The sequence below is a fragment of the Mycobacterium sp. NPDC050041 genome, from assembly GCF_049541695.1.
GTDB lineage: Bacteria > Actinomycetota > Actinomycetes > Mycobacteriales > Mycobacteriaceae > Mycobacterium.
Genome location: NZ_JBMVDG010000002.1, coordinates 838,227 through 862,191 on the forward strand (window position 1 = coordinate 838,227; position 23,965 = coordinate 862,191).

20 protein-coding genes are annotated in these 23,965 nt (G+C 69.5%); 11 read left to right on the forward strand and 9 right to left on the reverse strand.

Going from position 1 to position 23,965, the window contains the following annotated elements; all coding sequences use genetic code 11:
* Nucleotides 1-7: 7 nt before the first annotated feature.
* Nucleotides 8-637, forward strand: coding sequence for a phosphoribosylglycinamide formyltransferase (gene purN / locus ACPCHZ_RS09450; RefSeq protein WP_423484479.1), 630 nt, complete (start codon nt 8-10; stop codon nt 635-637).
* The gene (gene purH / locus ACPCHZ_RS09455) at nt 634-2,199 is read left to right on the forward strand and encodes a bifunctional phosphoribosylaminoimidazolecarboxamide formyltransferase/IMP cyclohydrolase (protein ID WP_423484480.1); all 1,566 of its coding nucleotides are present in this window, start codon (nt 634-636) and stop codon (nt 2,197-2,199) included. The genes purN and purH overlap by 4 nt, the downstream gene beginning before the upstream one ends.
* A gap of 10 nt (nt 2,200-2,209) precedes the next feature.
* Here the strand turns inward: purH and ACPCHZ_RS09460 are convergent, their stop codons facing one another.
* Complete coding sequence (locus tag ACPCHZ_RS09460; protein ID WP_423484481.1) at nt 2,210-4,096, reverse strand: LpqN/LpqT family lipoprotein; 1,887 nt, start codon at nt 4,094-4,096, stop codon at nt 2,210-2,212.
* 153 nt (nt 4,097-4,249) lie between these two features.
* On the opposite strand from ACPCHZ_RS09460, the gene ACPCHZ_RS09465 reads away from it, so the two are divergent.
* The 4 genes from ACPCHZ_RS09465 to ACPCHZ_RS09480 all read left to right on the forward strand — a co-directional run bounded on the left by ACPCHZ_RS09465 (nt 4,250) and on the right by ACPCHZ_RS09480 (nt 9,520).
* Entirely contained in the window at nt 4,250-5,635 is a 1,386-nt protein-coding gene (locus ACPCHZ_RS09465; protein WP_423484482.1) for a sigma 54-interacting transcriptional regulator, read from the forward strand.
* 83 nt (nt 5,636-5,718) lie between these two features.
* Entirely contained in the window at nt 5,719-7,698 is a 1,980-nt protein-coding gene (locus ACPCHZ_RS09470) for a vWA domain-containing protein (RefSeq protein WP_423484483.1), read from the forward strand.
* A gap of 92 nt (nt 7,699-7,790) precedes the next feature.
* Nucleotides 7,791-9,158 carry a DUF222 domain-containing protein gene (locus tag ACPCHZ_RS09475; RefSeq protein WP_423484484.1) on the forward strand — a complete coding sequence of 456 codons (1,368 nt, stop codon included), beginning with the start codon at nt 7,791-7,793 and terminating at the stop codon, nt 9,156-9,158.
* A gap of 44 nt (nt 9,159-9,202) precedes the next feature.
* Entirely contained in the window at nt 9,203-9,520 is a 318-nt protein-coding gene (locus ACPCHZ_RS09480; protein WP_423484485.1) for a hypothetical protein, read from the forward strand.
* A gap of 30 nt (nt 9,521-9,550) precedes the next feature.
* On the opposite strand, the gene ACPCHZ_RS09485 is transcribed toward ACPCHZ_RS09480, so the two are convergent.
* Nucleotides 9,551-10,009: a thiol-disulfide oxidoreductase DCC family protein gene (locus ACPCHZ_RS09485; RefSeq protein WP_423484486.1), complete on the reverse strand. Its 459-nt coding sequence runs from the start codon at nt 10,007-10,009 to the stop codon at nt 9,551-9,553.
* Between the two features lie 189 nt (nt 10,010-10,198).
* Between ACPCHZ_RS09485 and ACPCHZ_RS09490 the strand changes: the two genes are divergently transcribed.
* Nucleotides 10,199-11,503: a PE-PPE domain-containing protein gene (locus ACPCHZ_RS09490; protein WP_423484487.1), complete on the forward strand. Its 1,305-nt coding sequence runs from the start codon at nt 10,199-10,201 to the stop codon at nt 11,501-11,503.
* Here the strand turns inward: ACPCHZ_RS09490 and ACPCHZ_RS09495 are convergent, their stop codons facing one another.
* The 7 genes from ACPCHZ_RS09495 to ACPCHZ_RS09525 form a co-directional block, all read right to left on the reverse strand.
* Nucleotides 11,504-12,085 carry a DUF1707 SHOCT-like domain-containing protein gene (locus ACPCHZ_RS09495; protein WP_364975017.1) on the reverse strand — a complete coding sequence of 194 codons (582 nt, stop codon included), beginning with the start codon at nt 12,083-12,085 and terminating at the stop codon, nt 11,504-11,506.
* A gap of 248 nt (nt 12,086-12,333) precedes the next feature.
* Nucleotides 12,334-13,101 (reverse strand): enoyl-CoA hydratase family protein, encoded by a 768-nt coding sequence (locus ACPCHZ_RS09500; RefSeq protein ID WP_423484488.1) that lies wholly within the window; start codon nt 13,099-13,101, stop codon nt 12,334-12,336.
* Nucleotides 13,101-14,261 (reverse strand): acyl-CoA dehydrogenase family protein, encoded by a 1,161-nt coding sequence (locus ACPCHZ_RS09505; protein WP_423484489.1) that lies wholly within the window; start codon nt 14,259-14,261, stop codon nt 13,101-13,103. The genes ACPCHZ_RS09500 and ACPCHZ_RS09505 overlap by 1 nt, the downstream gene beginning before the upstream one ends.
* The gene (locus tag ACPCHZ_RS09510) at nt 14,258-16,237 is read right to left on the reverse strand and encodes a biotin carboxylase N-terminal domain-containing protein (protein WP_423484490.1); all 1,980 of its coding nucleotides are present in this window, start codon (nt 16,235-16,237) and stop codon (nt 14,258-14,260) included. Before ACPCHZ_RS09510 ends, ACPCHZ_RS09505 begins: the two co-directional genes overlap by 4 nt.
* 5 nt (nt 16,238-16,242) lie before the next feature.
* Entirely contained in the window at nt 16,243-17,838 is a 1,596-nt protein-coding gene (locus ACPCHZ_RS09515; RefSeq protein ID WP_423484491.1) for an acyl-CoA carboxylase subunit beta, read from the reverse strand.
* Nucleotides 17,835-18,983, reverse strand: a complete 1,149-nt coding sequence (locus ACPCHZ_RS09520) for an acyl-CoA dehydrogenase family protein (RefSeq protein WP_423484492.1) — start codon at nt 18,981-18,983, stop codon at nt 17,835-17,837. Before ACPCHZ_RS09520 ends, ACPCHZ_RS09515 begins: the two co-directional genes overlap by 4 nt.
* Before the next feature lie 73 nt (nt 18,984-19,056).
* Entirely contained in the window at nt 19,057-20,736 is a 1,680-nt protein-coding gene (locus tag ACPCHZ_RS09525; protein ID WP_423484697.1) for an acyclic terpene utilization AtuA family protein, read from the reverse strand.
* Between the two features lie 163 nt (nt 20,737-20,899).
* Between ACPCHZ_RS09525 and ACPCHZ_RS09530 the strand changes: the two genes are divergently transcribed.
* The 4 genes from ACPCHZ_RS09530 to ACPCHZ_RS09545 all read left to right on the forward strand — a co-directional run bounded on the left by ACPCHZ_RS09530 (nt 20,900) and on the right by ACPCHZ_RS09545 (nt 23,853).
* The gene (locus ACPCHZ_RS09530; RefSeq protein WP_423484493.1) at nt 20,900-21,310 is read left to right on the forward strand and encodes a hypothetical protein; all 411 of its coding nucleotides are present in this window, start codon (nt 20,900-20,902) and stop codon (nt 21,308-21,310) included.
* Between the two features lie 114 nt (nt 21,311-21,424).
* Nucleotides 21,425-21,598 carry a 50S ribosomal protein L32 gene (gene rpmF / locus ACPCHZ_RS09535; protein WP_364975001.1) on the forward strand — a complete coding sequence of 58 codons (174 nt, stop codon included), beginning with the start codon at nt 21,425-21,427 and terminating at the stop codon, nt 21,596-21,598.
* 69 nt (nt 21,599-21,667) lie between these two features.
* A complete protein-coding gene (locus ACPCHZ_RS09540; RefSeq protein WP_423484494.1) occupies nt 21,668-22,354 on the forward strand; it encodes a response regulator transcription factor in 687 nt (228 codons plus the stop codon).
* Nucleotides 22,354-23,853, forward strand: coding sequence for a HAMP domain-containing sensor histidine kinase (locus ACPCHZ_RS09545; protein WP_423484495.1), 1,500 nt, complete (start codon nt 22,354-22,356; stop codon nt 23,851-23,853). Before ACPCHZ_RS09540 ends, ACPCHZ_RS09545 begins: the two co-directional genes overlap by 1 nt.
* The last annotated feature ends 112 nt before the right edge of the window (nt 23,854-23,965 follow it).

The window sequence follows — 23,965 nt, forward strand, 5'->3', positions numbered from 1 at the left end:
GCTGCGGGTGCAGCAACCGCTACGTGTGCCCCCGAGTGCACCTGCGCGGCTGGTCGTTCTCGCTTCGGGCACCGGCTCGCTGCTCGCATCGCTACTCGGCGCCGCGGTCGGTGACTATCCCGCCCGTGTGGTCGCCGTCGGCGCCGACCGGGCGTGCGCGGCCCTCGACATCGCCGCTGAGGCCGGGGTGCCGTCCTACACGGTCCGTCTCGGCGACCACCCCGATCGGGCCGCCTGGGACGCCGCGATCACCGAGGCCACCGCCGCGCACCAGCCCGACCTCGTGGTGTCGGCCGGCTTCATGAAGATCCTGGGCGCGCAGTTCCTCGGCCGGTTTCCGGGCCGCGTGGTCAACACGCACCCGGCGCTGCTGCCCGCGTTTCCCGGCGCGCACGCCGTACCCGAGTCGCTGGCCTACGGTGTCCGGATCACCGGCTGCACGGTGCACCTGGTCGACGCCGGAATGGACACCGGGCCGATCCTCGCCCAGGAGCCCGTCGCGGTGCTCGACGGCGACGACGAGGCCGCGTTGCACGAACGAATCAAGACAGTCGAACGACGGCTGCTGGTAGATGTGTTGGCCGCGTTGGCGACTCGCGGCGTGACCTGGAGCGGACGAAAGGCAACCATAGGATGACCGAGGGACGCAAACCGATCCGGCGTGCGCTGATCAGTGTCTACGACAAGAGCGGGCTCGGCGAGCTCGCCCGCGGCCTGCACGAGGCCGGCGTGGCCATCGTCTCCACCGGGTCGACCGCCAGAACCATTGCCGACAGCGGAGTTCCGGTGACCCCCGTCGAGGACGTCACCGGTTTCCCCGAGGTGCTCGACGGCCGGGTCAAGACGCTGCACCCGCACGTGCACGCCGGTCTGCTCGCCGACACCCGCAAGCCCGAACACGTCTCGGCCCTCGAGAAGCTCGGCATCGAGGCGTTCGAACTGGTGGTGGTGAACCTCTACCCGTTCACCGAAACCGTCGACTCCGGCGCGTCGATGGACGAGTGCGTCGAGCAGATCGACATCGGCGGCCCCTCGATGGTGCGCGCCGCCGCGAAGAACCATCCCAGCGTGGCGGTGGCGGTCGATCCGCTCGGCTATGACGGTGTGCTGGCCGCGGTGCGAGCAGGCGGGTTCACCCTCGCCGAGCGGAAGATCCTCGCATCGTTGGCTTTTCGGCACACCGCGGAGTACGACGTCGCGGTCGCGTCCTGGATGGGATCGACGCTGGCGCCCGAGGAGCCCGCACAGCGGCTGCCTGCCTGGGTGGGTGGCACGTGGCAGCGCACCGCCGTGCTGCGCTACGGCGAGAACCCGCATCAGCAGGCGGCGCTGTACCGCGACGCGGCGGCATGGCCGGGCCTGGCGCAGGCCGAGCAACTGCACGGCAAGGAGATGTCCTACAACAACTACACCGACGCCGACGCGGCCTGGCGAGCGGCGTTCGACCATGAGCAGATCTGCGTCGCGATCATCAAGCACGCCAACCCCTGTGGCATCGCGATCTCGTCGACGTCGGTCGCCGACGCGCACCGCAAGGCCCATGAGTGTGACCCGCTGTCGGCGTTCGGCGGCGTCATCGCGACCAACACCACGGTGAGCGTCGAGATGGCAGAGACCGTCGCCGACATCTTCACCGAGGTGATCATCGCGCCGGCCTACGAACCGGGTGCGGTGGAGATCCTGCAGCGCAAGAAGAACATCCGCATCCTCGTCGCGTCCGAACCGCAGCCGGGCGGCAATGAGTTCCGCCAGATCAGCGGGGGCCTATTGGTGCAGCAGCGGGACGCGCTCGACGCCGCAGGCGACGATCCCGCGAACTGGACGCTGGCCACCGGTGAGCCGGCGGGCCCGGACACGCTGACCGATCTGGTGTTCGCCTGGCGGGCCTGTCGCGCGGTCAAGTCCAACGCGATCGTGGTCGCCGCCGACGGCGCCACCGTCGGCGTCGGTATGGGGCAGGTCAACCGGGTGGATGCGGCGAAGCTCGCGGTGCAGCGCGGCGGCGACCGGGTGCGCGGTGCGGTGGCCGCCTCCGATGCGTTCTTCCCGTTCCCCGACGGGCTCGAGACGCTGGCCGAGGGCGGTGTGACGGCAGTGGTGCATCCGGGCGGGTCGATGCGCGACGACGTCGTCACCGAGGCCGCGGCCAAGGCCGGTGTCACGTTGTACCTGACGGGTTCCCGGCACTTCGCGCACTGAGCGCGGCCGGCTACCGGCTGATCTTCGTCTGGGTGTCGATGGCGCCCATCACCTCGTCGAGCACCTGTCTCTGCGGTTCGGCAACGTCGGCGTTGATCTGCAGCACGAAGAGGCCGTTCGGCGACGGCACCACGGCCGTGGTCTGCGCGATGTCGCGCCGTAACCCGTCGCGTAGGAACGTCCCGCGCACGTGGACGGAGACCAGGCCGTCGAGCTGTCCCTTTCTGCCGCCGCCGGACTCGTAGCCCGGCAGATTCTTCAGTTCGTTCGGCGCGTACTCGAGCAGGCGCTGCGCGTCGACGTCGCCCTCGAGCTTGGACACCAGCAGGGTCACCGTCGGCGGCTCCGGATTGCCCGGCGTCTCACGGATGATCGCCGAGTACGCCCACGCCGGCCGGCGCGGACCCGCGTCTGACCACCCGGGCGGTATCGGCATGGTGATCACCGGGGCGCCCGGCGTGGTCCGCTGGATGTTCGTCTCGTCGATCCGGTTCTCCCGGATGTAGTCGGCGATGGTGAACGCCCTGGCATTCGACGGCGCAGGCGGCTCTGTCGTGGACGTGCGGGTGGTGGTCGTCGAGGTGTCGTCGGATGCGGTGGGCGGCGGCGACGGCGCCGGATCGGATCCACCGATACGGGTCAGGCCGAAGATGCCCGCGCCGATGAGGATCAGCACGGCGACGATGCCGCCGGCGATCAGCAGTGGGCGTCGCTTCCCGGGTGGCTTCGGACGTGGTGGCGGTGCGCCGAATCCGGCGGCGTGCGACGGTTCGTTCGTCGGCGGCGTCCACGGCGACACGTACACCGGCGGTGCGGGATGCTGACCCGGCGACCGCGGCAGCGGCGGCCGGGCGTGCGGACCGGCCTGCGGCGGCACCGGCGGTCCGTGCGGCGCACTGATCACCGGCGGCCCCGACGGCTTGGGCGTGACCGGCGGACGCGACTGCGGCCGGGGCGGCACGTAGGGCGGCGCCGCCGATTTCTGCATCGTCGGGATCGGTTGTGTCGGTGGAGCGGGCGGTGGGACCGGCAGTACCGGCCTCGTCTCGGCCGCCTTCTGATTGCCGGCCTCGGCCAATGCGACCGCGAAGTCGTGGCAGGTGGCGTATCTGGCCTCGGGATCCTTCGCCAGCGCCTTGGCCATCACGGCGTCGAAGGCGGCCAGTTCGGGCTTCTTCTCGCCCAGCTTGGGCGGCGGGGTGTTGAGGTGGTGGCTGATGACCACGGCCGGATTGGTGTGCGGGAAGAGCAGTGTGCCGGTGAACAGCCGGAATGCCGTTGCCGCCAGCGCGTACTGGTCGGCCCGGCCGTCCATCGGCTGGCCCATCAACTGTTCGGGCGCCGTGTAGGACATCGAGCCGACGGTGATGTTGGTCGACGTCAGGCCGTTGACGTCGTCGGTGCGCCGGGCAATGCCGAAGTCGGTGAGCAGGATTCGGCGCTTGGCCCGCTCGGCGCTGGTGAGCAGGATGTTCGCCGGCTTGATGTCGCGATGCAGCAGCAGCCGCTGGTGTGCGTAGTCCAGCGCATCGGCGACGGCGGTGACGATCTCGACGACGTCGGTCGGCGGCATGCCGCTCGGGTGCCGGTCGACCAGGAGCCGCGCCGCGTCGTAGCCGTCGACGAAGTCCATCGAGATCCACAGCCGGCCGTCGAACTCGCCGCGGTCGTGCAGGCCGACGATGTGCGGATGCCACAGCGTGGCGGCCAGGTCGGCTTCGCGCTGGAAGCGCTGGCGGAACTCGCCGTCGGCGCTGAACGATGCGGGCAGCACTTTGAGCGCGTCCTGACGGGGCAGTCGTGGATGCTGGGCGAGGTAGACCTCGCCCATACCGCCGGAGCCCACCAGTCGGACGATGGTGTAGCCCGCGAAGACCTGACCGCTTTCCAACGGCATGGCCGCAGACTACCGGCCCCGACCTTGATCCTTGGACCGAGTCGCCGGTCGGCGTGCGCCGCGTTCAGTGCGCCGGACCTCTTACGAGCGCGTGACGTTGCGTTCGCTGTGGGGGGAAGAAGTGCCGCCCGACGCCGGCAGTCGTAGCGTGGAGTGGTGACCCAACCTTCTGATCTGCCCCGGACCGTCGGCGAGCTGCGTGCCTCCGGTCATCGCGAGCGGGGAGTCAAACAGGAAATCCAGCACAACCTGCTGGCCGCGCTGGCCGAGGGCCGCGACTCGTGGCCCGGCATCCTCGGCTTCGAGGACACCGTGATCCCGCAGCTGGAACGCGCGTTGATCGCCGGCCACGACATCGTGCTGCTCGGCGAGCGCGGCCAGGGCAAGACCCGGCTGCTTCGCGCACTGACCGGCCTGCTCGACGAGTGGACACCGGTGATCGCCGGCTCGGAACTCAACGAGCACCCGTACACCCCGATCACGCCCGAGTCGATCCGCCGGGCCGCCGATTCGGGCGACGACCTGCCGGTGGCGTGGCGGCACCGCAGTGAGCGCTACACCGAGAAGCTGGCCACCCCGGACACCAGCGTGGCCGACCTCGTGGGCGACATCGACCCGATCAAGGTGGCCGAGGGCCGCAGCCTGGGCGACCCGGAGACCATCGCCTACGGGCTGATCCCGCGGGCGCACCGCGGCATCGTCGCGGTCAACGAGCTGCCCGACCTCGCCGAGCGCATCCAGGTGTCGATGCTCAACGTGATGGAGGAGCGCGACATCCAGGTGCGCGGCTACACGCTGCGGCTCCCGCTCGACGTCCTGGTCGTCGCCAGCGCCAACCCCGAGGACTACACCAACCGCGGACGCATCATCACCCCGCTCAAGGACCGGTTCGGCGCCGAGATCCGCACCCACTACCCGCTGCAGCTCGACGCCGAGGTCGGCGTCATCAGCCAGGAGGCCGAGCTGGCCGCCGACGTGCCGGTGTACCTGCTGCAGGTGCTGGCCCGGTTCGCGCGCAACCTGCGCGAGTCGAGTTCGATCGACCAGCGCTCCGGTGTGTCGGCGCGGTTCGCGATCGCCGCGGCCGAGACCGTCGCGGCCGCCGCGAGGCACCGCTCCGCGGTCCTGGGCGAGCAGGAGCCGGTGGCCCGGGTCTGCGACGTCGGCACGGTCATCGACGTGCTGCGGGGCAAGCTGGAGTTCGAGTCCGGCGAGGAGGGCCGCGAACAGGCGGTGCTCGAGCACCTGCTGCGCCGCGCCACCGCCGACACCGCGCAGCGGATGCTCGGTGGCATCGACGTCGGCCCGCTGGTGGCCGCGGTCGAGGAAGGCTCGCCGGTGACGACGGGCGAGCGGGTGTCCGCCAAGGACGTGCTGGCCGCGCTGCCCGACCTGCCGGTGATCGACGTGATCGCCGAGCGGCTGAACGCGCAGACCGACGGTGAGCGCGCCGCCGCGATCGAGCTGGCGCTCGAGGCGCTGTATCTGGCGAAGCGGATCGACAAGGTGTCTGGAGAAGGCGAAACCGTTTATGGCTGACAGCCGTACGACGATCAAGCAGCGAGGGACGAGCTGCGTTGCGGGGGTACCTCCCACGCGGAGCGTAGGGGGCGAGTGCGGCCATGGCTAGACGCGTCTCCCGTTACTCCTCGTACACGGGTGGGCCGGATCCGCTGGCCCCGCCCGTGGATCTGCGCGAGGCGCTCGCGCAGATCGGCGAGGACGTGATGGAGGGCAGCTCACCGCGGCGGGCGCTGTCGGAGCTGTTGCGGCGCGGTACCAAGGAGATGCGCGGCGCCGATCGGCTCGCGGCGGAGGCCAACCGGCGGCGACGGGAATTGTTGCAGCGCAACAACCTCGACGGCACACTGCAGGAGATCAAGAAGCTGCTCGACGAGGCGGTGCTGGCCGAGCGCAAGGAGCTGGCCCGCGCACTGGACGACGACGCCCGGTTCGGCGAACTGCAGATGGAGGCGTTGTCGCCGTCGCCGGCCAAGGCCGTGCAGGAACTCGCCGAGTACGACTGGCGCTCCCCGGAGGCCCGGCAGAAGTACGAGCAGATCAAGGACCTGATGGGTCGGGAGATGCTCGACCAGCGTTTCGCCGGGATGAAGGAGGCGCTGGAGAACGCCACCGACGAGGACCGTCAGCGCGTCAACGACATGCTCGACGACCTGAACGACCTGCTGGACAAGCACACTCGCGGCGAGGACACGCAGCAGGACTTTCAAGACTTCATGAACAAGCACGGCGAGTTCTTCCCGGAGAACCCGCGCGACATCGACGAACTGCTCGACTCGCTCGCCCAGCGCGCGGCCGCCGCGCAGCGGTTCCGCAACAGTCTGTCGCCCGACCAGCGGGCCGAACTGGACGCGCTGGCGCAGCAGGCCTTCGGGTCGCCGTCGCTGATGAACGCGCTCAACAAACTCGATTCACACCTGCAGGCCGCACGACCGGGTGAGGACTGGTCGGGTTCGTCGGAGTTCTCCGGCGACAACCCCCTCGGGATGGGGGAGGGCGCGCAGGCGCTGGCCGACATCGGCGAGCTCGAGCAGCTGGCCGAGCAGTTGTCGCAGAGCTACGCGGGCGCGTCGATGGACGACGTCGACCTCGACGCGCTGGCCCGTCAGCTCGGTGACGACGCCGCCGTCGACGCGCGCACCCTCGCCGAGTTGGAGCGGGCGCTGCTCAACCAGGGTTTCCTCGACCGCGGGTCCGATGGCCAGTGGCGGCTCTCGCCCAAGGCGATGCGTCAGCTCGGCCAGACGGCGCTGCGCGATGTGGCGCAACAGCTTTCGGGGCGTCACGGCGAACGCGACACCCGGCGAGCCGGCGCAGCCGGTGAGCTGACGGGCGCGACGCGGCCGTGGCAGTTCGGCGACACCGAGCCGTGGAACGTGACCCGCACGCTGACCAATGCCGTGCTGCGCAGCGCAGGCACGGGCGTGGCGGAACCACCGCTGCACATCACGGTGGAAGACGTCGAGATCTCAGAAACGGAGACCCGCACGCAGTCCGCGGTTGCGCTGCTGGTGGACACGTCCTTCTCGATGGTGATGGAGAACCGCTGGCTGCCGATGAAGCGCACGGCGCTGGCGCTGAACCATCTGGTGAGCACGAGGTTCCGGTCCGATGCGCTCGAGATCATCGCGTTCGGCCGGTACGCCAGGACCGTGAGCGCGGCCGAACTGACGGGCCTGGAGGGCGTTTACGAGCAGGGCACCAACCTGCACCACGCGCTCGCGCTGGCGTCGCGGCATCTGCGCCGCCACCCGAATGCCCAGCCGGTGGTGCTGGTGGTCACCGACGGTGAGCCGACGGCGCACCTCGAGGATTTCCGCGACGGCCAGGGCGGCGGCGCTCAGGTGTTCTTCGACTATCCGCCGCATCCGCGCACGATCGCACACACCGTGCGGGCGTTCGACGAGGTCGCGCGCCTCGGCACGCAGGTGACGATCTTCCGGCTGGGCAGCGATCCGGGCCTGGCGCGGTTCATCGACCAGGTGGCGCGGCGGGTCGGCGGTCGGGTCGTGGTGCCCGATCTCGACGGCCTCGGTGCCGCAGTGGTCAGCGACTATCTGTCGTCGCGCCGCCGCAGGTAGGTTTTCAAGACCTCGAAAAAACTTGCGCCACTTGCGTTTCAGCTGTCACAAACGCGGCGGATCTGTCGGTGGGTCGAACTAGTGTTCGATGCATGGACAGGGCGGATGTGGTCACGGCACTGCAGGCGTGGGATGACGCCCGCGCCGGGTTGGCCGCCCTGCCTCTTGATGCGTTGACCGGGGCGGAGTTGGTGGCGGTCTATGAGCGCCGCCAGCTCGGACTGCGCCAGGAAGCCGCGCTCGATCACACCGTGCTGGCCACCCTCGCTGAACGCTTCACCGCCGCGGACTTCGGCGGCACCGGCCTGAAAGACGTGTTGGCCCAGCGGTTGCACCTCGACACCGCCGATGCGAAGCGACGCCTCGACGCTGCCGGCACCCTCGGACCGCGGTGGACGTTCACCGGCGAGGAACTCCCCGCGCAGTGGGACCATACGTCGGCCGCCTTGGCGAAAGGGCTGATCGACCCCGCGCACGTCGAGGTGATTCGCAAGTTCTTCACCAAGCTTCCGCCATGGGTCGACGAGGCGGCCTGCGCCGACGCCGAGCGCGACCTCGCGCGGTGGGCGCAGGGCATGTGCCCGGAGGATCTGCAAAAGCTCGCCGACTATCTGGTCGAGGTCATCGACCCTGACGGCGCCGAACCCGACCACGACACCCAACAAGCCAAACGCAGTCTGAAGATGGGTCGCCAGCGCCGCGACGGGATGACCCCCATCAGTGGGCACCTCGATCCGGAAGCCCGCGCCCTGTTCGAAGTCGTATTCGCCAAGCTGGCGGCCTCCGGCACCAACCTGCCCGCCGATCCCGGTGCCGGCGAGGCGAACAGCGCCGAAGCATTCGGCGGCGACCCCCGCACCCGCGACCAGCGCCAGCACGATGCAGTGAAGACCGCCCTACGCGATGTCGTCGGATCCGGGGCGCTGGGTCAGATCAACGGGCTGCCGGCCACGATCGTGGCCACCACCACGGTCGGCGACCTCGAATCCGGTGCCGGGTACGCCCACACCGCAGGCGGTACCAAACTGCCGGTGCGCGACCTGATCCGGCTGGCCGGCCGATCCCGGCACTACCTGGCGGTGTTCGACGACCACACCGAAGAGATCCTCTACCTCGGCCGCGCTCGGCGCTGCGCCACCACCGCCCAACGGTTGGCGTTGTTCGCCCGCGACCGGGGTTGCACCCGCCCCGGTTGCACCGCCCCCGCCTACCGCACGCAGGCCCACCACGCCGCACGCGACTGGGCCGACGGCGGACGCACCGACATCGACGAACTCGCCCTGGCCTGCCAACCCGACAACAACCTCATCGAACAAACCCAATGGAGCACCCGCCGCAGAAGCGGCCGGACCGAATGGCTCCCCCCACCACCACTCGACACCGGCCAGCACCGCATCAACCACTACCACCACCCCCGCCGCCACCTCACCCACCGAGACGACGACGCCGAACCGGCATAGCCACCCGGGATTTCGGACTGTGTGTTCGGGCGTACGCTGCATTCATGAGCAGAGCGGCCGTGCAGAGCGCTACTGCGTCCGTGGCCATGGCGGCAGCGGGTGTCGTTGCGGGCTATGGCTTCTGGATCGCGACAATGTTCGCGCTGATCCCGCTACTGCTGTTTCTGGTCTTCGGTGTCGCACCGTTCGTCGCGCTGCTCGGCGCGGCCGCCATCGCTTGGTGTACCGCGCACCGCGCGTGTGCAGCGCCGCAATGGGCGCAACGGCACCGGTATGCGTTCTGGTCCGGCGCACTCGGCTTCCTGGTGTACCTGTGCGTGCAGACGGTGATCCGGCTGCCGGGCAGTGAACCGTTCTGGTGAGATTCGCGCCGATTAAGTTGAGCCGCAGCCTCAGTCGATGAAGCGCGCCCGCACCTCGGGGGCGGGTATCGGACAGGTGTCGTGCTTGCCGAACACCCGGTAGCGGATCGAGGCGAACCAGTCGTAGAAACGGTCGCGGGCCCCGGCGGGTACGGCCCGGCCGGCCAGAAACAGCTTCCACGGCCCACCCAGGTAGTCGGCGACCCGAAGAAGGCCGGCGGTGCGGATGCTGACGCGTTCCTCGGCAGAGCCCGGCTGCTCGACGAACACCATCGAGTCGACGTCGCGCAGTTCCGGGTGTCGGGCGATCACACCTTCGGCGAACTCGCCCTGCAGCGGCGCGAACCGCAGCGGTCCGTTCTTGTCGTAGCGCAGGATCGTCTGGATGCCGCGATTGCAGATCCCGCACACCCCGTCGTACAGGAGCACCGGCGCGGGCCCGCTGGTCGCGGTGTTGTCGACGGCGGCGGCGCGCGATTCTTCAGCCACTGTCCGCTCCTTTCGTTCGCTGCAACTCAGTATTCCCCGCTCCGCGCGGCGGCAACCGGGCCGAGCGTGTGACGGTGGCGACGTGTTGCTTGCGCCGGCAATCGTCTAGCTCGCACGCAATTTCCAGTTCGCTCGTTGTGGGGGTTCGTGCGGTAGTTTGCTCACAGAAATGTGCGCGAGGGGGCGGTAGTGGCAAAGCATCGGGTGAAGTCCGGCCGGCGGGGGTCGGGCCGGGTCGGACCGGCCGTGGTGGGCGGCGCGGCCGTGGTGACGGCAGCGGCGGTCAGTGGCGTCGCCGTGACGGCGCCCGGCTCGGTCGCTGCGCCGAACGTCGAGTTGGCGGCACTGGTGATCGAGGGCAGCTCCACCAACCCCACCGGGGACGGCATCCGCGGGTTCTACGGCAACAAGTTCGACCGCCCCGACGTCACCCAGGTCAGCTTCTTCACCGGGCCGTTCGGCGTCTACGACGCACTGAAGGCCAACTCCGGCGAGGACAACGTCGTGCTGTCGTCGGGCTGGGGCGCCGCGAACGTCAGCCTGCTCCTGAGCTACCTGGAGGCCACGAACTCGGCCGATCCCGACCTCACGACGCCGCTGTACATCCTCGACAACAACGTCGCCCGGCCCAACGGCGGCTTCGGCACCCGCTATCCGGTGTTCGCCGTCATCGGGGTGAACCCGATCCCGACACCGGAGCAGCCTGGCGTCAAGGTGGTCGACGTCGGCTACGAGTACGACATCAACGGCAACACACCGGCGTACGTGCTGAACCCGGTCGCGATGGCGAACTCGTTGGCCACGTACTTCGACAACCGGCTCAACCAGAACGAGGTGAATCTCCCGGTCGACGAGGACGGCGACCTGGACTACACCGATACGAACTGCGACGCGGCGTGCCAGAGCGAGGTCGCCGACGGCGCCGAGCGCGAGTTCACGCTGAAGACGGGCGAGACCGTGCGCGTCAAGAAGGTCGAGGGCACCACCTACATCAGCTATCGCACCGACGGCCTGCCGCTGCTGCAGCCGCTGCGCCAGTACGGCGGCGAGCCCGGCGACCGATTCGCCGACGCCGTCGAGCCGGCACTGAAGGCCGCCGTCGACTACGGCTATCCGGACAACGACGCGCTGGCGAACCCCGACAGGTACGAGCCCGCGCGGCTGGTGCCGACCGCGAAGGAGACGCAGACCTTCGCTCGCGACTTCAATCAGGGCGTGCGCGACGGGCTGGGGACGCTCGACAACGCACCGGACACCACGACCGGCCGCACCACGACACCCCGCACGACGCAGCTCACGACGAAGAAGGCGACGCCTCAGATCGAGGAGAGCACGGACCCGTCGCCCACCAAGGCGGATCAGAAGAAGCGCTCGAGCGATCCGGTCGGCTCAGCGATCAAGCGGACGATCCACCGGCTCACCAAGCCGTCACGCGTGAAGAACGACTCCGACACCGACGCCCGGTCGGAGAAAGACTCGTCGCCGGACGAGTGATCAGCCTTCTTTGCGCTTCCTGCGCTTGACGCCGACGCTGCCCCACAGCGAGAAGCCACGCACCCGCACACACGGCGCGCCGGGAGATCCCTCACCCTCCACGTTGTGGTCGAAGGAGCCCATCACGCCGACACCCTGCAGGTCGACGTTCACCTCCGGCGGAACCAGGATCGTCTGTCCGCCGAAGATCGAGTACGAGCGGATGTCCACCTCGGGTGCGGTGAAATCGGCGTAGCGCAGGTCGACGACTCCGCCGCCGAACAGTGCGAACGTCGTCAGCCGACGCGGCACGTTCCAGCGGCCGCGCCGCTCGAAGCCGCTCATGATCGCCATCAGCACCGTCGAGGGCGCAGGCCGGCATGGGCCGGTTCCGCGCGGGCTGACCATCGCGCCGGGGAGGTCGGCGCTCAGCAACGCCAGCTCGTCGTAGGTCTTCGCGGCGTACGCCTTGGTGAGTCGACTCTCGTACTCGCTCATCGGCAGCCGACCCTGAGAAGCCGCGTCCGTCAGGATCTGCGCCACCTGAATGCGATCGGTGTCAGCAGCACGCGTGGAGCCGTTTTGCGACGTTGGGCTGCTCATAACACCACGAGCCTACGACTAACACTGGTACATGCAAGGGTGTTGGCCGAAATGTAGTGTGACGGTTCTCGGCGAACCAGCTAGCCCATCGAACTATTTGCGGTTTCGGGTAGGTCGAATCGGAAAGACGATTCGTTTTTCCTGCTGGTCAGCGATCGATCCGCGGCGCTGTGGTAACCCAGGACTCGTCGTCGCGGCGGTGCGAAATTCACCACATCCGGCGACGGAGTGGTACCGGTGTACCGGTCTCACCGTGCCCATCGCGGCGGTCGTTTCTCCAGGAACGCCATCATTCCCTCGTGCGCCTCCTCCGAGACGAACAGTTCGGCCGACTGCGCGGTCAACATCTCGGCGTCGCGGTCGAACGCCGCGAGGATCGCCGCCGTCGTCAGCCGCTTCGAGGCGGCCAGCCCCTGCGGCGAACCCCGGCCGATCTCGGCGGCCAGCGCTGCCACCTCCACCTCGACGTCCTCGGCGGCCACACTGATCAACCCGATCTCGGCGGCCCTGGCCGCACCGAACTTCTCACCCGTCACGAAGTACCGCCCCGCCGCCCGCGGCGCCATCTTCGGAAGCAGCGTGAGCGAGATGATCGACGGCGCCACACCGATGCGCGCCTCGGTCAGCGCGAAGGTGCTCTGCGCGCCGGCCACCACGATGTCGCACGCCCCGATCAGTCCCATACCGCCGGCGCGGACGTGCCCGTCCACCGCGGCGATCACGGGGACCGGCAGTTCGAGGATGGCCCGCAGCAGATCGGTCATCTCGCGGGCCCGCCCGGCGGCGAGGTCCGAGGGGTCGCGACCGGCAGCCTCGCTCAGATCTGCGCCTGCGCAGAAGGTGCCGCCGGTGTGGCCGAGCACCACCACCCGCACATCGGCGTCGGCCGCCGCCGCGCGCATCCCTTCGTGCAGACCTGCGACCAGTGCCGTGGACAGGGCGTTGCGGTTGTGCGGCGAGTCCAGCGTCAGCCGCGCCACGCCGCCGTCGACCGCGTACCGGACGAGCTCACCCATCAGTAGGACCGCGGCAGGCCCAGCGAGGTCTGCGCAACGAAGTTGAGGATCATCTCGCGGCTCACCGGCGCGATGCGGGCCAACCGGGATGCGACCAGCACCGAGGCGATCCCGTACTCCTTGGTCAGACCGTTTCCGCCGAGGGACTGCACCGCCTGGTCGACCGCCCGCACCGACGCCTCGCCCGCGGCGTACTTGGCCATGTTGGCGGCCTCCGCGGCGCCGCCGTCGTCACCGGCGTCGTACAGACTTGCCGCCTTCTGCATCATCAGCTTGGCCAGCTCGATCTCGATGTGGTTCTGCGCCAGCGGATGTGAGATGCCCTGATGCGCGCCGATCGGCGTCTTCCACACCTGGCGGGTCTTGACGTAGGACACGGCCTTGTCGATCGCGAACCGGCCCATGCCGACCGCGCTCGCCGCACCCATGATCCGCTCAGGATTCAGGCCGGCGAACAACTGCGCGATCGCCGCGTCCTCGGATCCCACCAGCGCGTCGGCAGGCAGGCGTACGTCGTCGAGGAACAACTGGAACTGGAACTCCGGGCTGACGATCTCCATCGGGATCTTCGTGTAGCTCAGTCCGGGACTGTCGGTGGGCACCACGAACAGCGCGGGCTTGAGGTTGCCGGTCTTGGCCTCCTCGGTGCGCCCGACCACGAGCACCGCCTGCGCCTGGTCGACGCCCGAGATGTAGACCTTCTGGCCGGACAGGATCCAGTCGCTGCCGTCGCGGCGCGCGGTCGTGGTGATCCTGTGCGAGTTCGATCCGGCGTCGGGTTCGGTGATCGCGAACGCCATCGTGATCGAACCGTCGGCGATGCCGGGGATCCAGCGCTTCTTCTGTTCCTCGGTGCCGTACTTCGAGATGATCGTGCCGTTGATCGCGGGGGAGACCACCATCATCAGCAGCGCCGAGCCGCCGGCGGCCATCTCCTCCATCACCAGCGCCAACTCGTACATGCCCGCGCCGCCGCCGCCGTACTCCTCGGGCAGGTTCACGCCGATGAAGCCGAGCTGCCCGGCCTCGCGCCACAATTCGTCGGTGTGCCGGCCCGCGCGCGCCTTCTCCAGGTAGTAGTCCTGGCCGTAGTTGGCGACCATCGCGGCGACGGCCTTGCGCAGCGCCTGCTGTTCCTCGGTCTCGACGAATCCGGTCATGCTTCTCCTCCTGCGGTCTCGTCCGGCGCGGACACCCGTGCCAGTACGGCGCCCACCTCGACCTGCTGGCCGGGTTCGACGTTCAATTCGGCGAGCACACCGTCGCCGGGCGCGGCCAGCGTGTGCTCCATCTTCATCGCCTCCAGCCACACCAGCGGCTGGCCGGCTGTGACGGTGTCGCCGACCGCGGCGCCGACACGCACCACCGAGCCGGGCATCGGCGCCACCAGCGAGCCGTGCGCGATCGCGGCGCCGGGATCGGGGAAGCGTGGCAGTGCGACGAGTTCGGTTGCGCCCTGCGGAGAGTCGACGAACACGGCGTCTCCGTAGCGGGCGACGTCGAACGGCCGCTCGACACCGTCGACCTCGAGCACCACCCGTCCCGGCGTCGCGGACACCAGCGCCACGTCGTCCTGATCGGGCAGTTCCACGGCGCCGCGGCTGAACCGGTAGCGCACCTCGTGCTCGACGTCGGCCGTGTCGCGGTAACGCCGGGCCTGATGACCCGACGCCAGATTGCGCCATCCGCTGGGTGCGGCCGCGAATGCCGTCGCGGCACTGCGGTTACGGGCCGCATCGGCCAACGTGGCCGCGACCGCCGACAGCGCGGTCGTCCGGTCGTCGCCCGGCGGCGCGGCGAGCGCGGCCAGTCCGTGGGTGTCGAAGAACGCGGTGTCGGTCGCGCCGTCGACGAATGCGGGGTGGCGCAGCACGTTGACCAGCAGGTCGCGGTTGGTGCGGACACCGTGCAGTCGCGTGCGCGCGAGCGTGTCGGCCAGGATCGTCGCGGCGTGCCGACGGGTCGGCGCATAGGAGATGACCTTGGCCAGCATCGGGTCGTAGTAGATGGACACCACCGAGCCGTCGACGATCCCGGTGTCGACCCGCACCCCAGCCCGCGTCAGCCGGTCGAACTGCACCGGGGCGCCGGGCACCTCGAATCGGTGCACCGTGCCTGCCTGGGGCTGCCAGTTCTTCGCGGGGTCCTCGGCGTAGAGCCGCGCCTCGATCGAATGCCCCTGTGCGACGGGCTGTTCGGCGGGCAGCCTGCCGTCGTCGGCGACGAGGAGCTGCAGCTCGACGAGGTCGAGTCCGGTGGTCGCCTCGGTGACGGGGTGCTCGACCTGCAGGCGGGTGTTCATCTCGAGGAAGAAGAAGTCACCCTGCTCGTCGGCCATGAACTCGACGGTGCCCGCCCCCGTGTAGGCGATCGCCTCGGCGGCCAGCCGGGCCGCCTCGAACAGCTTGTCCCGCATGCCTGGGATGCGTTCGACGAGCGGCGACGGCGCCTCCTCGATGATCTTCTGGTGCCGCCGCTGAATCGAGCATTCGCGTTCGCCGACCGCCCACACCGTGCCGTGCGCGTCGGCCATCACCTGCACCTCGACGTGGTGGCCCGCGGCGAGGTAGCGCTCGCAGAACACCGTCGGGTCGCCGAAGGCCGACTGCGCCTCCCGGCGTGCCGCCTCGACCTCGCCCGGCAGGTCGGCCAGGTCGCGCACCACGCGCATACCCCGGCCGCCGCCACCCGCCGACGCCTTGATCAGCACCGGGAGTTGAGCGGCCGTCACGGTCTCCGGATCGAGCTCGTCGAGCACCGGCACGCCGGCGGCCGACATCATCTTCTTCGCCTCGATCTTGCTGCCCATGGCCTGCACCGCGGCCACCGGCGGGCCGATCCAGGTGAGGCCGGCGCCCTGCACGGCGGCAGCGAAATCCGCGTTCTCCGAGAGGAAGCCGTAGCCGGGGTGGACGGCGTCGGCGCCCGCAGCCTGCGCGGCCGCGATCAACTGGCGGGCGTCGAGGTACCCGCTCGTCCCCTCGAGCCGCACCCGTGCGTCGGCCTCGGCGACATGCGGGGCGGCGGCGTCGGGATCGGTGTACACCGCGACGGTGCCGATGCCCAGGCGGCGGCAGGTGGCGAACACCCGGCGGGCGATCTCACCGCGGTTGGCGACCAGCACTCTGGTGATCATCGCGCTCACATCCTGAAGACGCCGAAGTTCGACGTCCCCTCGATCGGCCCGTTCGCGATGGCGGACAGGCACATTCCCAACACGGTGCGGGTGTCGCGCGGGTCGATCACGCCGTCGTCGTAGAGCCTGCCCGACAGCACCATCGGCAGCGACTCGGCCTCGATTTGGCCCTCGATCGCCGCACGCAGCGCGGCGTCGGCCTCCTCGTCGACCTGCTGGCCGCGGGCTTCGGCGGCGGCACGGCTGACGATCGACAGCACCCCGGCCAGCTGCGCACCGCCCATCACCGCCGACTTCGCCGACGGCCAGGCGAACAGGAACCGGGGGTCGTACGCGCGGCCGCACATGCCGTAATGGCCTGCGCCGTAGGACGCGCCGATGAGCAGCGAGATGTGCGGCACGGTCGAGTTCGATACGGCGTTGATCATCATCGACCCGTGCTTGATCATCCCGCCCTCCTCGTACTGCCTGCCCACCATGTAGCCGGTGGTGTTGTGCAGGAACAGCAGTGGCGTGTCCGCTCGGTTGGCCAGCTGGATGAACTGGGTGGCCTTCTGCGACTCCTCGCTGAACAGCACGCCGCGGGCGTTGGCCAGGATGCCGACCGGGTAACCCCACAGCGTGGCCCACCCGGTCACCAGCGACGAGCCGTACATGGCCTTGAACTCGTCGAACTCCGAGCCGTCGACGATGCGGGCGATCACGTCGCGGGGATCGAACGGGATGCGCAGATCGGGCGGCACGATGCCGAGCAGTTCCTCGCTGTCGAACAGCGGTTCGCGCACGGCCGCCGGCGTCGGCCCCTCCTTGCGCCAGTTCAACCGGGCGACGATGCGGCGGCCGATGCGGATCGCGTCGAGCTCGTCGGCAGCGAAGTAGTCGGCCAGACCCGATGTGCGGGCATGCATCTCGGCGCCGCCGAGTGACTCGTCGTCGGACTCCTCACCGGTGGCCATCTTGACCAGCGGCGGGCCGGCCAGGAAGACCTTGGATCGCTCCTTGATCATCACGACGTGGTCGGACATGCCGGGGATGTAGGCGCCGCCGGCCGTCGAGTTGCCGAACACCAGCGCGATGGTCGGGATGCCTGCGGCCGAGAGCCGGGTCAGGTCGCGGAACATCTGCCCGCCGGGGATGAAGATCTCCTTCTGCGTGGGCAGATCGGCGCCGCCGGACTCCACCAGCGAGATCACCGGGAGCCGGTTCTGCAGCGCGATCTGGTTGGCGCGCAGGATCTTCTTCAGCGTCCACGGATTGCTGGTGCCGCCCTTGACCGTCGGGTCGTTGGACACGATCAGACACTCGACGCCCTCGACCGCACCGATCCCCGCCACCACACTGGCGCCGACGGTGAAGTCGCTGCCCCATGCGGCGAGCGGGCTGAGTTCCAGGAACGGCGAATCGGGGTCGACCAGCATCTCGATGCGTTCGCGGGCGGTCAGCTTGCCGCGGTCGTGGTGACGCGTGACGTACTTCTCGCCGCCACCGGCGAGCGCCTTGGCGTGCTCGGCGTCGAGTTCGGCGAGTTTCTGCGTCATCGCCGTGGCGGCCTCGGCGTAGGCCGGCGATGCGGCGTCGAGCGTCGAGCGCAGGGCCGTCATGACTGGTATCCCAGCGTCTTGGCGGCCAGTGAGGTGAGGATTTCGGTTGTTCCGCCGCCGATGCCGAGGATTCGCATGTCCCGGTACTGCCGCTCGACCTCCGACTCGGCCATGTAGCCCATCCCGCCGAACAGCTGGACCGCCTGGTTGGCCACCCACTCGCCGGCCTCGACGGCGGTGTTCTTGGCGAAGCACACCTCGGTGATCAGGTTCGGGTCGCCCGCGAGCTGGCGCTCCACCACGCTGTGCGTGTACACGCGGGCCACGTCGACGCGGCGGGCCATCTCGGCCAGCGTGTTCTGCACCGCCTGCCGCGAGATCAGCGGCCGGCCGAAGGTCTCCCGGTCGCGGCACCACTGCACCGTCAGGTCGAGGCAGCGCTGCGCGCTGGCGTAGGCCTGTGCCGCCAGCCCGACGCGCTCCGACACGAACGCCGCGGCGATCTGGAAGAAGCCGCTGTTCTCGGCGCCGATCAGGTTCTCGACCGGCACCCTCACGTCGGTGTAGGCGAGTTCGGCGGTGTCCGAGGACCGCCACCCCATCTTGTCGAGCTTGCGGGTCACCTCGAATCCCGGTGTGCCCTTGTCGACGACGATCAGCGACACGCCCGCGGCGCCGGGCCCGCCGGTGCGTGCGGCGGTCACCACGTAGTCGGCGCGCACGCCGGAGGTGATGTAGGTCTTCGCGCCGTTGATGACGTATTCGTCGCCCTCCCTGACGGCGCGGGTGGTGAGGTGCCCGACGTCCGACCCGCCACCGGGTTCGGTGATCGCGAGTGAGCCGATCTTCTCGCCGCTCAGCGTCGGCCGCACATAGGTGTCGATCAACCGCTCGTCACCCGAGGCGATCATGTGCGGCACCGCGATCCCGCAGGTGAACAGCGACGCGAACACCCCGCCGGGCGCACCGGACTGGTGCATCTCCTCGCAGATGATCACCGCGTCGGCGCCGTCGCCACCGCCACCGCCGACCGCTTCCGGGAAGCCGGCGCCCAGCAGACCCGCCTCGGCGGCCTTGCGGTGCAGATCGCGCGGCAGCTCGCCGGCCTTCTCCCACTCGTCGACGTGCGGCAGCACCTCGCGTTCGGCGAACGCGCGCACCGTCTTCCGCAGCGCCTCACGCTCGGGCGTGGTCCAAATGCTCATGCCTCGACTCCCACTCGCTCCGGTCCTCGCTCGTGCCTCGCTGCGATCCTCACTCGCGCTCGTCTTCGGATGCTCACAGCAGTTCCTCCGGGATGTCCACGTGTCGGCTGCGCAACCATTCGCCCAGCCCCTTGGCCTGCGGGTCGAAGCGGGCCTGGTAGGCCACGCCCTCGCCGAGGATGTCCTCGATGACGAAGTTGACGGCACGCAGATTGGGCAGCACGTGCCGGGTCACCGGCAGATCGGCGGCCTCGGGCAGCAGCTCCCGCAGCCGGTCGACGGTCAGTTCGTTGGCGAGCCAACGGAACTGCTCATCGGTGCGCACCCACACCCCGACGTTGGCGCTGCCGCCCTTGTCGCCGCTGCGGGCCCCGGCGATCGTGCCGAGCGGCAGGCGGCGCGTCGAACCGTGCTCGCCCGCAGGCACCTGCGGGTTCGGCACCGGTTTAAGGCCGAGGGTTTCGGCGGCGGGGGTGATGTCGGTGCGGGTGCCGTCGGCGTGCACGGCGACGTGGGGCACCGTGCCGGCGTCGACGAACCCCGCGGTGAAGACGCCGCACACCTGGCCCTCGCCGGGAGGTGCGGTGGTGGTGAAACCCGGGTAGCTGGCCAACGCCAATTCCACCGCGGCCGAGGAGAACCGGCGACCCACGTTCGCCGGATCGGGGTCGCGGACCACGCAGCGCAGCAGCGCGCTCGCTGCTTCCTCGGTGTCCGCGTCGGCGTGGTCGGTGCGCGCCAGCGTCCACTCCAGCTCCGCCGGCTTGACCGTCAGATTCGATTCGAGCTGGCGGCGGATGAGGTCGGCCTTGCCGTCGATGTCGAGACCGGTCAGCACGAACGTCATCGCGTTGCGGAACCCGCCGACGCTGTTGAGCGACACCTTGAGCGTCGGCGGCGGCGGTTCACCCCTGACGTCGTCGATCCGGACCCGGTCCCGGCCGTCGTCGGACAGCCGCAGCGAGTCGACGCGCAGGGTGACGTCGGGATTGGCGTAGCGCGGCCCGCCGATCTCGTACAGGAGCTGGGCGGTCACCGTGCCGACGGTCACGGCGCCACCGGTGCCGGGATGCTTGGTGATCACCGATGAACCGTCGGCGTGGATCTCGGCGAGCGGGAAGCCCGGCCGCAGCGGGTCGGCGATCTCGGAGAAGAAGGCGTAGTTGCCGCCGGTGGCCTGCGTCCCGCACTCGATCACGTGTCCTGCGGCGACGGCGCCGGCCAGCGCATCGTAATCGTCTCGGCGCCAACCGAAGTGAGCCGCGGCCGGGCCGACGATCACCGAGGCGTCGGTCACCCGGCCGGTCACCACCACGTCGGCGCCCCGGTTCAGGCAGTCGACGATGCCCCACGCGCCCAGGTAGGCGTTGGCGGCCAGCACCTGACCGAATCCGAGTTCGCCGGCGCGGCCGACGAGGTCGTCGCCTTCGACGTGGGCGACGTTCACCTGCAGGCCGAGCCGGTCGGCGAGGGCGCGGACGGCTGCCGCCAGGCCGGCGGGGTTGAGTCCACCCGCGTTGGCGACGATCCGCACGCCCTTGTCGAGCGCGGACCCGAGGCAGTCCTCGAGCTGGGTGAGGAAGGTCTTGGCGTAGCCGCGGTCCGGGTTCTTCGCCCGGTCGCGGGCCAGGATCAGCATCGTGAGCTCGGCGAGGTAGTCACCGGTCAGGAAGTCCAGTTCACCGCCGTCGACCATCTCCCGCATGGCGGCCAGGCGGTCGCCGTAGAACCCCGAGCAGTTGCCGATGCGCACCGGATCAGGCACTGCACTCCCTTGCTGTCGACGCGAGCCGACGACCATCGCCGTCAACGACCAACCAACCGGTAGGTTAGACGGTACTGCGGGTACCGCGTCAAGGGCGCCGACGGCGCGATTCGTGTTCCGGCCACCCTGGGCGTGGCTCGATACTTGATCCATGGAATACCGCATCGCCCATGCCGTCGTCGGTGCGTTGTGGCTGGTGTGCGGCATCGGCATCACCTTCAATCCGTGGTTGCCTGCCGTCGGCGAGCAGTGGACGGTCATCCTCGGCTGCACGCTCGCGGGATTCGGCGGTGCACTGGTGATCGACGCGCTACGGCCGGATCGCGCGCTGAAGCCAGGCGGGCCCCGTCATGCGAACGGCAGGGACGCCAGCCGCGGTGACGCCCTACGCCTGCTGGTCGTCGGCCTGACTGTGCTGGCCACAGGTATCGGGGCGACCATGTGGGGTGTCGCGGCCGGCGAGGACGCGATGACCTGCGTGGGTGTCGCCGTTCTCGGCGTCCTGGTGTTCCAGGCGCCGCACATCGCGGACTGGATGGACAGCGGCAGCCCCTCGTCCTGACCGTCGGCTTTTGGAGGCTGACCAGCGCACCGGCTATCCTTGACGACAATTGCCTACGACCCGGCTGTCCCGGGACCTGCCTGGCACTACCCCGCAAGAGGAGAAGTCTCGATCATGGCCGTCCCCAAGCGCAGAATGTCGCGTTCGAACACCCGCAGCCGTCGCGCGCAGTGGAAGGCGAAGAGCACCGGTCTGGTGGGCGTGACCGTGGCCGGTCAGCAGCACAAGGTGCCGCGTCGCCTGCTCAAGGCCGCCCGCCTCGGCCTGATCGACCTCGACCGCCGCTGATCGGACCCATAGGGAGTCTCTCGGCGCGCCTCTCAGTTCACTCTCAGGCGTCGGGGTGAGACTGGGGCTGTGCGCATACTTGTCGTCGACGACGATCGCGCGGTCCGCGAATCGCTGCGCCGGTCCTTGTCTTTCAACAGTTACACCGTCGCGCTCGCCCAGGACGGCGTCGAGGCGCTCGACCTGATCGCCAACGACCGGCCCGACGCAGTCGTACTCGACGTGATGATGCCGCGGCTGGACGGGCTGGAAGTCTGCCGTCAGTTGCGCAGCACGGGTGACGATCTCCCGATCCTGGTGCTGACCGCCCGGGATTCGGTGTCCGAGCGGGTCGCCGGCCTCGACGCCGGCGCCGACGACTACCTGCCGAAGCCGTTCGCGCTCGAGGAACTGCTGGCGCGGCTGCGGGCGTTGTTGCGTCGCACCGGGCCCGAAGACGGGGTCGATTCGCCCGCGATGGTCTTCCTCGACCTCAGCCTCGACCCGGTGACCCGCGAGGTCATCCGCGGACAGCGCCAGATCAGCCTGACCCGCACGGAGTTCTCGCTGCTGGAGATGCTCATCGCCAATCCGCGTCGGGTCCTCACCCGCAGCCGCATCCTCGAGGAGGTCTGGGGCTTCGACTTCCCGACCTCGGGCAATGCCCTCGAGGTGTACATCGGCTACCTGCGTCGCAAGACCGAGGCCGAAGGGGAACCGCGACTCATCCACACCGTGCGCGGCGTGGGCTACGTCCTGCGCGAAACCCCGCCCTGATGTCGTTCTTCACCCAGAACACGTCGTGGCGCCCGCCGTCGCCGCCGAACACCAGCTCACTGTCCTTGCGCTGGCGGGTGATGCTGCTCGCGATGTCGATGGTGGCCATGGTCGTCGTGCTGATGGCGGTCGCGGTGTACGCGGTGGTGTCCCGCGCGCTCTACGACGACCTCGACAACCAGCTGCACAGCCGGGCGAGGCTGCTGATTGAGAGCGGCTCGCTGGCGGCCGACCCCGCCAAGGCCATCGAGGGCACCGCATACTCCGACGTGAACGCGATGCTGATCATCCCGGGACGCGTCAAGTACACCGCCAACCAGCAGGGCCAGACGCTGCCGTACGGCTCCGCCGAGCAGGACGTCGTCTCCGGTGAACTGCTGCTGTCGCTGCGCACGGCCAACCACCAGCGGGTGCTCGCGGTGCATCTGGCCAACGGCAGCTCACTGCTGCTGTCGAAGAGCCTGGCGCCGACCGGCCAGGTGCTGCGGCGGCTGGGCACAGTGCTGCTCATCGTGGGTGGCATCGGCGTCCTGGTCGCCGCGATCGCCGGCGGGATGGTGGCCCGCGCCGGACTGCGCCCGGTGGGACGGTTGACCAAAGCGGCCGAACGGGTGGCCCGTACCGATGACCTACGGCCGATCCCGGTGTACGGCAGCGATGAACTGGCCCGGCTGACCGAAGCCTTCAACCTGATGCTGCGGGCGCTGACCGAGTCCCGTGACAGACAGGCGCGGCTGGTGTCCGACGCCGGTCACGAACTGCGCACCCCGCTGACCTCGCTGCGGACCAACGTGGAACTGCTGATGGCATCGCAGGTTCCCGGCGCGCCGCGGCTCCCCGAAGAGGAGATGGCCGGCCTGCGTGCCGACGTGATCGCCCAGATCGAGGAACTGTCCACCCTCGTCGGCGATCTGGTCGACCTGACCCGCGACGAGGCGGGCGGTGTGATGCACGAGCCGGTCGAGCTGGCCGAGGTCGTCGACCGCAGCCTCGAACGGGTGCGGCGGCGTCGCAGCGATGTCACGTTCGACGTGCGCGCGCAGCCCTGGCAGGTGTACGGCGACGCCGCGGGGCTGGCCCGAGCCGTGCTGAATCTCCTCGACAACGCCGCCAAGTGGAGCCCGCCGGACGGCCGCGTCACCGTGCGGCTGACCCAGATCGACCCGGTGCACGCGGAACTGGTGATCGCCGACCAGGGGCCGGGGATCCCGCCACACGAGAAGCCGCTCGTCTTCGAGCGCTTCTACCGTTCGACGGCGGCCCGCGCCATGCCGGGCTCGGGGCTCGGCCTGGCCATCGTCAAGCAGGTGGTGCTCAAACACGGTGGCGCGCTGCGGGTGGACGACGCGGTGCCAGGAGGGGATCCGCCGGGGTCGGCATTCCGGGTCGTGCTGCCGGGCCGGCCGGTCGCCGATGCGGTGATTCAGACGTCGCCGATTCCGGCGACACGCCCCGCCGGGCGCATGGACGAACGAGCGGCCGGAGCAGAGAATGTGTGACCGACGCGACATGGCGCACGCCAAGTCTCGGCCGGCACCGAATCATCTCTAAGTGGATTCTCAGCCCACATGGGCACTGTGAGCCTACGAAGCGCGTTGGAGAAGATGTCGG